The following is a 12,677-nucleotide window of genomic DNA, read 5'->3' as shown; positions in this document are numbered from 1 at the left end:
GGTACCCGCTATGTCGAGAACACCGTAACCCCGCCGCTCCGGAAAGGCGGCGGCAACAGGTGAGAATGATCCCGATGCGAAGAGACGGAGCGGATGTGGGCTGGAGCCTTGTGGTGCCGCTGAAACCGCTGGTGCGGGCCAAGAGCAGGCTCTCCCGGGCGGCCGGTGAGGAGTTCCGGCCGCGGCTGGCGCTGGCATTCGCCCTGGATACCGTCGCGTCCGCGCTGGCCTGCGCGGACGTGCGCGATGTGGCGGTTGTCACGGACGACCCGCTGGCCGGGGAGCGATTGGCGGCCCTGGGGGCGCGCATAGTGCCGGACGCTCCGGCCAACGGGCTGAATGCCGCACTGGCCCATGGCGCGGCCGTGGTAAGGGCGCATCGCCCCGCCGCGCCGGTCGCCGCGCTGAACGCCGACCTGCCCGCGCTGCGCCCGGCCGAGCTGGCACTGGTGCTCCATTCCGCTTCGCTATTTCCCCGCGCATTTCTCGCGGATGCGGCAGATATCGGGACAACACTTCTGACCGCGACTTCCGGTGTGGAATTGGACCCGGCATTCGGCGGCGCCTCGCGGGTGCGCCACCTGGCCTCCGGGGCGCACGAGATCACCTCACCGGACGTGCCGTCGGTACGCCGGGACGTGGACACCGGGGAGGACCTGCGGGCCGCGCTGGCGCTGGGCGTGGGCCCGCACACCGCGCACCAGACGCGCCGGCTGCCGGCCGGGGCGGGCGGCCGGCACGGCCGGGGCGATCAGGCGCCGCCGCGGGTCACAGCGTCTGGAGCGTGACGAGCACGATCCGTCGGGCGTCCCCTTCGCCGGTGACGTCGATCCGGACCCGCTGGCCGGGCCGCAGCAGGAGCAGCCCGCCGGCGTCGAACGCCGCCGCGTCGAAGGGCAGCGGGGTCCCGTCGTCCAGCAGCACGCTGCCGGAGCGGGTCTCGTCGTCGAAGGTGTACGCGGTGGCCTGCATGGGGGAAGCCTAGACGGCCGCCCGGCGGGCGGCGCACCGCGGGCCGGGCTCCCCGGAGGGAGACCGGCCCGGCGCGTGGCGTTGCCGCTGCGGAATTACCGCTTGCGGGCGGTGGTCTTCTTGGCGGTCGTCTTGCGCGCCGTGGTCTTCTTGGCGGGAGCCTTCTTCGCCGTCGCCTTCTTGGCGGGCGCGGTCTTCTTCGCCGTGGCCTTCTTCGCGGTGGTCTTCTTGGCCGGCGCGGCCTTCTTCGCCGCAGCCTTCGTGGCGGCCTTCTTCGCCGTGGTCTTCTTCGCGGTGACCTTCTTCGCCGCGGCCTTCTTCGCCGTGGTCTTCTTCGCGGTGACCTTCTTCGCCGCGGCCTTCTTGGCTGCGGCCTTCTTCGCCGCCGCCTTCTTCACGGTGGGCTTGGCACCGGTCAGGCTGCCCTTGGGGGCCTTCTTGACGGAGACCTCGCCGCCCTTGGGGAGCTTCTTCGAACCGCTCACCAGGTCCTTGAAGCCCTGGCCCGCGCGGAAACGCGGCACCGAGGTCTTCTTGACCCGCACGCGCTCACCCGTCTGCGGGTTGCGGGCGTATCGGGCCGGACGGTCGACCTTCTCGAACGAGCCGAATCCGGTGACCGAAACCCGGTCGCCGGCGACAACTGCACGGACGATTGCGTCCAGTACGGCGTCGACCGCTTCCGCGGCGTTCTGACGGCCGCCGAGCTTGTCGGCAATGGCTTCTACGAGCTGCGCCTTGTTCACGTCTTCCCCTTCGGAGACATTGCTGGAACGAAAGTTTCCAAGCTTTTTCGCACGTTAGGCAGATATATACCGCAAATCAAACACGAAACGGGCTAATCACCCTTGTGCCGCAACGGACTCGACCTTCACGGACTTCCGTCGGCATGCACATCTTCGGGATAACGACCTTCGTCGAGGTCACGCATGAACCACTCCAGACGCCTTGCCGCGTCCGCAAGATCGTGTTTAGCCGCGGCCGTGATGACGAGCAGCTTCCGGGTCAGCGCCATCCGTACGCCCTCCGGGACTTGCAGTGTCCGCACTCTTGCGTGTGCGTCCTTGAGCCGGTCGGCGACGAAACCATAGAGCTCGAGTTGGTCGTCGCGTTCCATGCGCTAATTGTGCCATCTGCGGCGAGTTGTCGCTTCACGGGGCCTCAACAGCCGCCTCGACAAGCCGATGCGCCCCCTGCCAACTGCACAGGGGGCGCATCGTACGCAATAAGGCTTTGAGCCATAAAACCCGAGGTCAGACCTCGATGGTACGCGGTTTGAAACCGGGCCTGTTCGCCTCGTACTCCGCGATGGCGGACTCCTCCCGAAGGGTGAGGCTGATGTCGTCCAGACCCTCCAGGAGACGCCAACGGGCGTTCTCGTCCAGCTCGAAGTCCGCGGTGATGCCTTCCGCGCGGACCTGCCGTCCGACCAGGTCGACGGTCACCTCGGCGGCCGGGTCGGCCTCCACCAGCTTCTGCAGGCGGTCCACGGTCTCCTGCGGCAGGACCACCGTCAGCAGGCCGTTCTTGAGGGAGTTGCCGCGGAAGATGTCCGCGAACCGCGAGGAGATGACGGCCTTGAAGCCGTAGTTCTGCAGCGCCCAGACGGCGTGCTCGCGCGACGAGCCGGTGCCGAAGTCGGGGCCCGCGACCAGCACGGTGGCGCCCTTGTACGCAGCCTGGTTGAGGACGAACCCGGGGTCCTTGCGCCACGCCTCGAAGAGCCCGTCCTCGAAGCCGTCGCGGGTGACCTTCTTCAGCCAGTGGGCCGGGATGATCTGGTCGGTGTCGACGTTGCTGCGGCGCAGCGGAACGGCCCGGCCGGTGTGGGTGGTGAAAGCTTCCATGGTGCTCAGACTCCCGCGGGCTCGGCGACGGCGTCGGACAGGTCGGCGGGTGAGGCCAGATGGCCGAGAACCGCCGTTGCGGCGGCCACCTGAGGCGAGACCAGGTGCGTGCGGCCCCCCTTGCCCTGCCGGCCTTCGAAGTTGCGGTTGGAGGTGGAGGCGGAGCGCTCACCGGGCGCCAGCTGGTCGGGGTTCATGCCCAGGCACATCGAGCAACCCGCGTGCCGCCATTCGGCGCCGGCCGCGGTGAAGACCTTGTCCAGGCCCTCCGCAACGGCCTGGAGAGCGACCCGCACCGAGCCGGGAACGACCAGCATGCGCACGCCCTCGGCGACCGAACGGCCTTCCAGAACCGCCGCAGCGGAGCGCAGGTCCTCGATCCGGCCGTTGGTGCACGAACCTACGAAGACGGTGTCCACGGTGATCTCGCGCAGTGGTTGACCGGCTGTCAACCCCATGTATTCCAGGGCCTTTTCGGCGGCGAGCCGCTCCGAGGCGTCCTCGTACGAAGCAGGGTCGGGGACACTGGCCGAAAGGGGCGCGCCCTGGCCGGGGTTGGTGCCCCAGGTGACGAACGGCGACAGCGCGGCGGCGTCGATGACGACCTCGGCGTCGAAGACCGCGTCGTCGTCGGTGCGCAGCGTCTTCCAGTACGCGACCGCGGCGTCCCAGTCCTCGCCCTTGGGGGCGTGGTCGCGGCCCTGGAGGTAGTCGAAGGTGGTCCGGTCGGGGGCGATCATGCCGGCCCGGGCGCCCGCCTCGATCGACATGTTGCAGATGGTCATCCGGGCTTCCATCGACAGCTTCTCGATGGCCGGGCCGCGGTACTCGATGACGTAGCCCTGGCCGCCGCCGGTGCCGATCCTGGCGATGATCGCCAGGATCAGGTCCTTGGCGGTGACGCCCTCGGGCAGCTCCCCCTCCACCGTGATCGCCATGGTCCTGAACGGCGCCAGCGGGAGCGTCTGGGTGGCCAGGACGTGCTCGACCTGGCTGGTGCCGATGCCGAAGGCCAACGCGCCGAACGCGCCGTGGGTGGAGGTGTGGCTGTCACCGCAGACCACGGTGGTACCGGGCTGGGTCAGTCCCAACTGCGGTCCCACGACGTGGACAACGCCCTGTTCGACATCGCCCAGCGGGTGCAGGCGGACGCCGAACTCCGCGCAGTTCTTGCGCAGCGTCTCCAGCTGGGTGCGCGAGACCGGGTCGGCGATCGGCTTGTCGATGTCGAGGGTCGGGGTGTTGTGATCCTCGGTGGCGATGGTCAGATCCGTCCGGCGCACCTGTCGGCCGGCCTTGCGCAGGCCGTCGAACGCCTGCGGGCTGGTGACCTCGTGCAGCAGGTGCAGATCGATGAAGAGGAGGTCGGGCTCACCTTCCGCGCGCCGGACGACATGGTCGTCCCAGACCTTCTCCGCAAGTGTCCGTCCCATCGCTTTCCCTCCGGCCGGCCGCTGTGCCGGCCTTGCTCGTCCGTGCGCGATGCCCGCGGATGTCCCCTGGCGGGCCTGACGCCGGGCCCTGGTCGGGGGCCGTCTTTACAGAGTGACGACTTCCCTGGAAAATTGAACTTGCGTTTCACACTGTGAGACGCAAGTATCGTTGCATGGACAACTCTAGCGGCGTCGGCGTTCTCGACAAGGCGGCTCTGGTTCTGAGCGCTCTGGAGTCCGGTCCGGCCACCCTCGCCGGGCTGGTCGCGGCGACCGGGCTCGCACGACCCACGGCCCACCGGCTGGCCGTGGCTCTGGAACACCACCGGATGGTGGCGAGGGACATGCAGGGCCGGTTCATCCTCGGCCCCCGGCTCTCCGAGCTGGCCGCGGCGGCCGGCGAGGACCGCCTGCTGGCCACGGCCGGACCGGTGCTCACGCATCTGCGCGACGTGACGGGCGAGAGCGCCCAGCTCTATCGCCGGCAGGGCGACATGCGGATCTGCGTGGCGGCGGCGGAGCGGCTGTCCGGGCTGCGGGACACCGTCCCGGTCGGCTCCACGCTGCCCATGAAGGCCGGCTCGGCCGCCCAGATCCTGATGGCCTGGGAAGAGCCGGAGCGGCTGCACCGCGGCCTCCAGGGCGCCCGCTTCACGGCCACCGCGCTGTCCGGCGTACGGCGCCGCGGCTGGGCCCAGTCGATCGGCGAGCGGGAGCCCGGCGTGGCGTCCGTCTCCGCGCCCGTACGCGGCCCCTCCAACCGCGTGGTGGCCGCCGTCTCGGTGTCCGGCCCGATCGAGCGGCTGACCCGCCACCCGGGCCGGATGCACGCCCAGGCGGTCATCGACGCCGCCGCCCGCCTCTCCGAGGGCCTGCGCCGCAACGGCGCCTGAGCGCCCCGCCGGCCGGCCGGCCCGCCCCCGCGACGACCGGCCGGCCCCTCGGCGCGTACCGGCTCCCGACGGCGCCAACTGCCCACCGCCCGCGGGCCGCTGCCGTCACCGGCGGCCCAACTCGCCGCGTACGGCGCGGAGCCGGCCCGGCCGGTCCGGGCGGGAATCCCGATCCGGGCCCCGCGCACGGCAGTTGGGACAGCGAGAAGGCCCCCCGCTCACGCGGAGGGCCTTCCTTTTGTACCCCCGACCGGATTCGAACCGGCGCTACCGCCTTGAGAGGGCGGCGTGCTAGGCCGCTACACAACGGGGGCGAGTTTCGCTGCAGTTGAAGCAGTTGAACGGTGTCATCGAGACACCGTGCCGAACCGGCACACTGCGCTGGGCTACCAGGACTCGAACCTAGACTAAATGAACCAGAATCACTCGTGCTGCCAATTACACCATAGCCCATGGTGGTTTAGACCAGTACCCCCGACCGGATTCGAACCGGCGCTACCGCCTTGAGAGGGCGGCGTGCTAGGCCGCTACACAACGGGGGCCCTAGCGATCCTGCGTGAGTGACAGTGGGTGCGACCCTGGCTGTCTCCCCGGGAAGGATCTGTACCCCCGACCGGATTCGAACCGGCGCTACCGCCTTGAGAGGGCGGCGTGCTAGGCCGCTACACAACGGGGGCTTTGCAGATGAGCTCTGCGAGCTGGCCTACCAGGACTCGAACCTAGACTAACTGAACCAGAATCAGTCGTGCTGCCAATTACACCATAGGCCATCAAAGCGCAACCCCCGGCTGGGGGCTTGATTTGATCTGCGCTTCCCGGCCGGGCCTTTCGGCCCTCTCGGGCGGCGCAGGAAGAACATTACCTGATCGTGGACGGGGCTCCAAAACCGATAACTCCGCGCAACAGGTCGGGAAGCTCGGCCAGGCCGCCGATCCGGCGCACCCCCGGCGGCGGCTGTGTGCCACCGGCCGTGCGGTCCAGCCACACGGCCACCAGTCCGGCGTCCCGGGCGCCCCGTCCGTCGACGTCGAGGTCGTCGCCCACGTAGAGCACCTCGGACGGCGGCAGGGCCAGCGCCGCGCAGGCGCCGAGGAAGGCTTCGGGGGCGGGCTTGGCGCATCCCAGCTCGTCGGCGCAGAGCACCGCCTCGAAGCGCTCCCGGATGCCCAGGGTGGTCAGCTTGCGCTCCTGGTTGGCCGCCGAGGAGTTGGAGAGCGCCGCCTGGCGGACCAGCGGCGCCAGCGCTTCCAGGGCGGGGCCGGAGTCCGGGAAGAGCGTCCAGGCGGCCTCGTAGTGGGCCACGTAGCGGCCGAACCAGGCGTCCGCCTCGGCGTCGGAGAGATCGGTGCCCAGGAACGTCCGGGCGCGGGCCCGGCGGTGGTCGAGAAAGCCCACCTCACCTGCGAGAAAGCGGGCGAACTCGGTCTCCATGGCGGTGCGCCAGCGCTCCAGTGCCGGCTCCACTCCCCCGTAGGCGGCCACCAGTCCCTCGGCCTGAAGGTGGCGCAGCGCGCCGGTGCGGTCGGAGCCCGTGTAGTCGAAGAGGGTGTCGTCGATGTCCCAGAGGACGGCGCGGACGGTCATGGGCGGCCTTCCTGTTGCCTGTGGGGCCATTGTGCCCGGATACGCCGCGGGCCCGGGAGCCGTGCGGCTTCCGGGCCCGGGGGCGTCGCGGGGTCAGCCGGCCAGCTTGGCCAGCGCCGCGTCGATGCGCTGGATGGTGCGCTCCTTGCCGAGGATCTCCAGGGACTCGAAGAGCGGGAGGCCGACGGTGCGGCCGGTGACGGCCACCCGGACCGGGGCCTGGGCCTTGCCGAGCTTGAGGCCGTGCTCCTCGCCGGCGGCGAGGACCGCCTGCTTGAGGGGCTCGGGGCCGGCGGTCCAGTCGGCGGCGGCCAGGTTGGCGCGGGCCGTGGTGAGCAGGGCCGCCGGGTCGCCCTTCATCGCCTTCGTCCAGGACGCCTCGTCCTCGACGGGCTCCGTGCGGAAGAGGAAGTCGACGTTGGCGGTGATGTCGGACAGGACGGTGAGGCGGGTCTGGGCGTGCGGGGCGATGGCCTCCCACGCGGCCCGGTCGAAGTCCGCGGGCTCCCAGTTGGCGTACGGGGCCGTCAGCCAGGGCTCGCAGGCCGCGATGAAGTCCTTCGGGTCCAGCCGGCGGATGTGGTCGGCGTTGATCGCCTCGGCCTTCTTGAGGTCGAAGCGGGCCGGGTTGGCGTTGACGTCGGCGATGTCGAACTTCTCGATCAGCTCGTCGACGGTGAAGAGGTCCTGGTCCGCCGAGAAGGACCAGCCCAGCAGCGCCAGGTAGTTCAGCAGGCCCTCGGGGAGGAAGCCGCGCTCGCGGTAGAGGTTGAGGCTCGCCTGCGGGTCGCGCTTGGAGAGCTTCTTGTTGCCCTCGCCCATGACGTACGGGAGGTGGCCGAAGTGCGGGATCGCCGAGGCGATGCCCAGCTCGATCAGGGCCCGGTAGAGGGCGATCTGGCGGGGGGTGGAGGAGAGCAGGTCCTCGCCGCGCAGGACGTGGGTGATCCCCATCAGGGCGTCGTCGACGGGGTTGACGAGGGTGTAGAGGGGCGCTCCGTTGGCGCGGACGATGCCGTAGTCCGGGACGTTCTCCGGGGTGAAGGTCAGCTCGCCGCGGACCAGGTCGGTGAAGGTGATCGGCTCGTCGGGCATCCGGAAGCGGACGATCGAGCTGCGGCCCTCGGCCTCGTAGGCGGCCTTCTGCTCGGCGGTCAGGTCGCGGCAGGTGCCGTCGTAGCCGGAGGGCCTGCCGGCCTTGCGGGCGGCCTCGCGGCGCTCGTCGAGCTCTTCGGTGGTGCAGTAGCAGGGGTAGGCGTGGCCGGCGGCGAGGAGCTTTTCGGCGACGTCCCGGTAGATGTCCATCCGCTGCGACTGGCGGTACGGGGCGTGCGGGCCGCCGACCTCGGGGCCCTCGTCCCAGTCGAAGCCGAGCCAGTGGAAGGAGTCCAGCAGCTGGTGGTAGGACTCCTCGGAGTCGCGGGCCGCGTCGGTGTCCTCGATACGGAAGACCAGGGAGCCCTTGTTGTGGCGCGCGTAGGCCCAGTTGAACAGGGCGGTGCGGATCAGGCCGACATGGGGGTTACCGGTCGGGGAGGGACAGAAACGTACGCGGACGGGGGTTCCGGGGGTCGCGTTAGCCACGCTTGATCACCTTGTTGGTGAGAGTGCCGATGCCTTCGATGGTGACGGCGACCTCGTCGCCGACGTTGAGCGGGCCGACCCCGGCCGGGGTGCCCGTGAGGATGACGTCGCCGGGGAGCAGCGTCATCGCCTCGGTGATGTGGACGATCAGGTCCTCGACGCTGCGGATCATCTCGCTGGTGCGGCCGAGCTGGCGCTGTTCGCCGTTGACGGTGCACTGGACGGCGAGGCCCGCGGCGACCGCCGCCGGGTCCAGGCCGGTCTCGACCCAGGGGCCCAGGGGGCAGGAGCCGTCGAAGCCCTTGGCCCTGGCCCACTGCTTCTCGCGCCGCTGGACGTCGCGCGCGGTGACGTCGTTGGCGCAGGTGTAGCCGAGGATGACGTCCTTCGCGCGCTCGCGGGGCACCTCGCGGCACATCCGGCCGATGACGACGGCGAGTTCCGCCTCGTGGTGCACCTCCTGGGAGAAGGAGGGGTACGCGATGGGGTCGCCGGGGCCGATCACCGAGGTGGACGGCTTGAAGAAGGTGACCGGCACCTCCGGGACCTCGTTGCCCAGCTCGGCGGCGTGCGCGGCGTAGTTGCGGCCGACCCCCACGACCTTGTTGGGGAGGACCGGCGGCAGCAGCCGGACCTTGTCGAGGGGGACCTTTTGGCCCGAGCGCTCGAATTCCGCGAAGGGATGCCCCTTGATGACGTCGAGTTCGTCGTCTTCGAGGACGCCGAAGCCGACGTTGCCGTCGATGGAGAATCTGGCGATGCGCACGGGTTGCCGCTGCCCCTCATTGATCACTGGCCGGAGTTGACACTCCAGGCTATCGCGGGGGCGGCGCCGCTCCGCCGACCGTTCAGGCCGGGACGTCCTGCTTCGGGGCGTCCATCAGGACGGTGCGGCGGGGGTTGGCGGTCCGGCTGGGCAGCTCGACGGGGTGTTCCTGGACCTCGGTGGTGCCGAGTTCGTCGGCGTCCTTCAGGTGGGCCAGGGTGGTGCGCCGCGGGTTGGCTATGTTGCGGAACATCATCGTCGTCTTCACTGCTGCATGCCTCGCGTTGTGTCAGGGGAGAGTTGCGGTACGTCACGATCGCCGCGCACCGTCGGGCGGTTGTCGTTTTACGCAACTGTGTAAAGCGTCAGGCTAAGCGCGCTATTCCTTGGGGAACGGCGGTAAAGTCGACGATCTTCCTGTGAGTTTCCTCACGAGTCGTGCGACATATGCCGCATTTCCCATGATCAACATCCGTGGGCGAAACGGACATTGGTGGATTGAACCGCATGTTCCGCTCCTGATCACCGCACCTGGGACAGTCGACAGGGGCGCACGACTCGCGGGTAAAAGTCCGAAATCTGGGGCGGCGTCTTCTACAAGTCGTGACACGTCCCGTACATTGCGTCACCCATGTCACAGCGACCGGCTCCGCTCTTGTTGGAGATCCGGCACTGTGCTGGAATTCCACGGACCGCCGCACGTTCAAGCCGGCGCGCACGGGCGCGATGTAGCGCCGCGCGGTGGTGCCGCTCTCTCGGCCAGAGGGGGCAGCCCGCCGGTCACTCACGACCGCCATGGGGGACTTCGCGGTCCCCTTCGACTCGACACCGTCCCGCCGTTGGCGCGGGGGGACGCCTGGTCCAGAGGTTGCGACGCTAGTGCAGGGACGTTTCAAGAGGGATGGCAACGCTGCGGCGGACCCGGAGCTGCGCGGCGGGACCGACCGCGCACAGACTCCGGGCGGGGACGCCGCGGACGGCGGCAAGCCCAAGGCCGGCACCGGCGGGCCCGGAAACCGAATAGCGCTGCGCAACTGGCGCATCAGCACCCGCCTGGTCTCCCTGCTCGCGCTGCCCGTCGTCGCGGCGACCACGCTGGGCGGCATGCGTATCGCCACCTCGCTGGAGAACATCGACCAGCAGGACAAGATGCAGCTGCTCACCGAGATGACCCGTCAGGCGACCGAGCTCGCCGACGCGCTCCAGGTCGAGCGGGACAAGTCGGCCGGTCCGCTGGCCGGTACGGGCAACGCCAAGGACGACGCCAACGTGGTCGCGCCCCGCGAGGCGACCGACCGCGCCAAGGTGTCGTTCAACCAGGCCACCGGGGACATCAAGCCGGACGACACCACGATGGCCGGCGTCCGGGCGACCATCCTGGAGATCGGCCGCCAGCTCAACACCCTCAACGAGATCCGCGCCAACGCGTACAAGGACGACAACAACATCGCGCGGACCGTCACCAACTACAACCAGCTGATCAACTCCCTGCTCCAGCTGTCCCAGGACATGGCGCTGGCCACCAGCAACCCGGAGATGATCCGCAGCACCCGCGCGCTGGCCGCGTTCTCGTCGGCCAAGGAGTACGCGTCGATGCAGCGCGCCCTGGTCAGTGCGGGCCTGGCGCACTCGGGCGGCCCCCAGCTCTCCGCCAACGACCGGCAGGCCGGCCACACCGCCGAGGACGACGAGAAGGCCGCCCGCGACCGGTTCGCGCAGATCTACAGCGGCAACGCCGGCGCGCTCACCCGCGGCCTGGACGGCAACAACGACGAGATCAAGGCCGCGGTCGCGTTCGCGCACCGGTCCTTCAACAGCGCCAGCGGCATCCGCAGCCAGGAGTACAAGTACCTCGACTGGTACGACTCGGACACCGTCAAGATCGACGAGATGTCGCGTATCGAGACCTCGCTGCTGTCCGAGATGGACCAGAAGTCCCGCGAGCTGCGCAACGAGGCCACCCAGGACGCGATCCTCAACGGTGCGTTGATCCTGCTGGTCCTCGGCGTCTCGCTGGTCGGCGCGTTCGTCGTGGCCCGGTCCATGGTCCGCTCGCTGCGCCGCCTCCAGGACACCGCGCAGAAGGTCGCCCAGGACCGGCTGCCCGAGCTGGTCAAGCAGCTGTCCGAGGCCGACCCGCAGGACGTGGACACCTCCGTCGAGTCGGTCGGTGTGCACAGCCGGGACGAGATCGGCCGGGTGGCCGCGGCCTTCGACGACGTGCACCGCGAGGCGGTCCGGCTGGCGTCCGAGCAGGCGCTGCTGCGGGGCAACGTCAACGCGATGTTCACCAACCTCTCGCGCCGCTCCCAGGGTCTGATCCAGCGCCAGCTCTCGCTGATCTCCGAACTGGAGTCCCGCGAGGCCGACCCGGACCAGCTCTCCTCCCTCTTCAAGCTCGACCACCTCGCCACGCGTATGCGCCGTAACGGCGAGAACCTCCTGGTCCTCGCCGGTGAGGAGCCGGGCCGCCGGTGGACCCGGCCGGTGCCGCTGGTCGACGTGCTGCGGGCCGCCGCGTCCGAGGTGGAGCAGTACGAGCGGATCGAGCTCAACGCCGTACCGCAGACCGAGGTCGCCGGCCGGGTCGTCAACGACCTGGTGCACCTGCTCGCCGAGCTGCTGGAGAACGCGACCTCGTTCTCCTCGCCGCAGACCAAGGTCAAGGTGACCGGTCACGCGCTGCCCGACGGCCGCGTCCTGGTCGAGATCCACGACACCGGTATCGGCCTGTCCCCCGAGGACCTGTCGGCGATCAACGAGCGGCTGGCCAGCCCGCCGACCGTGGACGTCTCGGTGTCCCGGCGGATGGGTCTGTTCGTGGTCGGCCGGCTGTCGCTGCGGCACGGCATCCGCATCCAGCTGCGGCCCTCCGACTCCGGCGGCACCACCGCCCTCGTCATGCTGCCGGTCGATGTCGCCCAGGGCGGCAAGAAGCCGGCGCCGAGCGGTGCCAAGGGCGCCGGCGACGTCGGCGGCGGCCCCTCCAGCCGGCTGGCCGGACTCCAGCCGCGCGGCCAGGTGGGCTCCGGTCCCGGCGGGCGGCCCGCGCTGCCCGGCCGCGGCGGCCCCGGCGGCGCGCCGAACGCGTTCGGTGCCGCGCCCGGCGGCCGTCCGCCCCCGCCCGCCCCGGCCCGCGGCGGCGACGCCCGGCCGGCCGCCGGCGGCGGCGCGCGCCCCGCGCTGCCCACCCGGGGCGCGGACACCACCCCGTCCCCGGCAGTGGCCCCGCCCGCCGGCGCGCCCGGTCGCGACGAGCGGCCCCAGCTGCCGGCGCGGAACGCCGCCGGCGAACTGCCGGGCAACGGCGCCGGCCAGGACGCCCCGGCCACCCCGGACACCGCCCGGCCGACGGACACCCCGCTGGGTGTACGCCGGGACCGCGGCACCTCCGACGACTGGCCGCTGACGCCCCGCGAGGCGCAGGACCAGCCGCGCGGCCACGAGGAGCCGGAGAGCACCGGCAGCTTCGAGCGGCCCGCGCCGGCCGCCGGCCCCGGCGACACCTCGGCGTTCGCCCGTCCCGACTTCGGCGCACCGCGGCCGGACGCGGCCCGCGGGCCGGCGCCGCGCACCGGCGGCGGGCAGCCGGCGCGGA

12 protein-coding genes and 5 tRNA genes are annotated in these 12,677 nt (G+C 70.6%); 3 read left to right on the top strand and 14 right to left on the bottom strand.

Features of this window, described 5'->3' with window-relative positions; all coding sequences use genetic code 11:
* Positions 1-65: 65 nt before the first annotated feature.
* Positions 66-788, top strand: a complete 723-nt coding sequence (gene cofC / locus RZ84_RS25665) for a 2-phospho-L-lactate guanylyltransferase (RefSeq protein WP_198540051.1) — start codon at positions 66-68, stop codon at positions 786-788.
* Here cofC and RZ84_RS25660 read toward each other — a convergent pair.
* From RZ84_RS25660 to leuC, 5 genes are all read right to left on the bottom strand, one after another.
* The gene (locus RZ84_RS25660) at positions 769-972 is read right to left on the bottom strand and encodes a hypothetical protein (protein WP_043266277.1); all 204 of its coding nucleotides are present in this window, start codon (positions 970-972) and stop codon (positions 769-771) included. The genes cofC and RZ84_RS25660 overlap by 20 nt on opposite strands.
* A 95-nt stretch (positions 973-1,067) precedes the next feature.
* Positions 1,068-1,718: an HU family DNA-binding protein gene (locus tag RZ84_RS25655; protein WP_043266276.1), complete on the bottom strand. Its 651-nt coding sequence runs from the start codon at positions 1,716-1,718 to the stop codon at positions 1,068-1,070.
* 125 nt (positions 1,719-1,843) lie between these two features.
* Entirely contained in the window at positions 1,844-2,089 is a 246-nt protein-coding gene (locus RZ84_RS25650) for an SCO5555 family protein (RefSeq protein WP_043266275.1), read from the bottom strand.
* Positions 2,090-2,225: 136 nt separating this feature from the next.
* Complete coding sequence (gene leuD / locus RZ84_RS25645; protein WP_043266274.1) at positions 2,226-2,819, bottom strand: 3-isopropylmalate dehydratase small subunit; 594 nt, start codon at positions 2,817-2,819, stop codon at positions 2,226-2,228.
* A gap of 5 nt (positions 2,820-2,824) precedes the next feature.
* The gene (gene leuC / locus RZ84_RS25640; protein WP_043266273.1) at positions 2,825-4,252 is read right to left on the bottom strand and encodes a 3-isopropylmalate dehydratase large subunit; all 1,428 of its coding nucleotides are present in this window, start codon (positions 4,250-4,252) and stop codon (positions 2,825-2,827) included.
* A 173-nt stretch (positions 4,253-4,425) separates the two neighbouring features.
* Between leuC and ndgR the strand changes: the two genes are divergently transcribed.
* Positions 4,426-5,145, top strand: a complete 720-nt coding sequence (gene ndgR / locus RZ84_RS25635; protein WP_043266272.1) for an IclR family transcriptional regulator NdgR — start codon at positions 4,426-4,428, stop codon at positions 5,143-5,145.
* Between the two features lie 241 nt (positions 5,146-5,386).
* On the opposite strand, the gene RZ84_RS25630 is transcribed toward ndgR, so the two are convergent.
* From RZ84_RS25630 to RZ84_RS35610, 9 genes are all read right to left on the bottom strand, one after another.
* Positions 5,387-5,459 (bottom strand) — tRNA-Glu (locus RZ84_RS25630).
* 67 nt (positions 5,460-5,526) lie between these two features.
* Positions 5,527-5,598 (bottom strand) — tRNA-Gln (locus RZ84_RS25625).
* A 16-nt stretch (positions 5,599-5,614) separates the two neighbouring features.
* Positions 5,615-5,687, bottom strand: a tRNA-Glu gene (locus tag RZ84_RS25620).
* A gap of 62 nt (positions 5,688-5,749) precedes the next feature.
* Positions 5,750-5,822 (bottom strand) — tRNA-Glu (locus tag RZ84_RS25615).
* A gap of 21 nt (positions 5,823-5,843) precedes the next feature.
* Positions 5,844-5,915: transfer RNA gene (locus RZ84_RS25610), tRNA-Gln, on the bottom strand.
* Between the two features lie 88 nt (positions 5,916-6,003).
* Positions 6,004-6,729, bottom strand: coding sequence for an HAD family hydrolase (locus RZ84_RS25605; protein WP_043266271.1), 726 nt, complete (start codon positions 6,727-6,729; stop codon positions 6,004-6,006).
* Between the two features lie 93 nt (positions 6,730-6,822).
* Positions 6,823-8,313 carry a glutamate--tRNA ligase gene (gltX, locus tag RZ84_RS25600; RefSeq protein WP_043266270.1) on the bottom strand — a complete coding sequence of 497 codons (1,491 nt, stop codon included), beginning with the start codon at positions 8,311-8,313 and terminating at the stop codon, positions 6,823-6,825.
* Positions 8,306-9,079, bottom strand: coding sequence for a fumarylacetoacetate hydrolase family protein (locus RZ84_RS25595; RefSeq protein WP_043266269.1), 774 nt, complete (start codon positions 9,077-9,079; stop codon positions 8,306-8,308). Before RZ84_RS25595 ends, gltX begins: the two co-directional genes overlap by 8 nt.
* A gap of 82 nt (positions 9,080-9,161) precedes the next feature.
* Positions 9,162-9,347 carry a hypothetical protein gene (locus RZ84_RS35610; protein WP_063772701.1) on the bottom strand — a complete coding sequence of 62 codons (186 nt, stop codon included), beginning with the start codon at positions 9,345-9,347 and terminating at the stop codon, positions 9,162-9,164.
* 611 nt (positions 9,348-9,958) lie between these two features.
* Between RZ84_RS35610 and RZ84_RS25590 the strand changes: the two genes are divergently transcribed.
* A partial coding sequence (locus RZ84_RS25590; RefSeq protein ID WP_241777855.1) for a sensor histidine kinase occupies positions 9,959-12,677 on the top strand: 2,719 nt, incomplete at its 3' end.

Origin of the sequence: Streptomyces sp. CT34 (assembly GCF_000805335.1) — a bacterium.
Lineage (GTDB): Bacteria > Actinomycetota > Actinomycetes > Streptomycetales > Streptomycetaceae > Streptomyces.
This window is presented reverse-complemented; position numbering and strand designations above follow the sequence as displayed.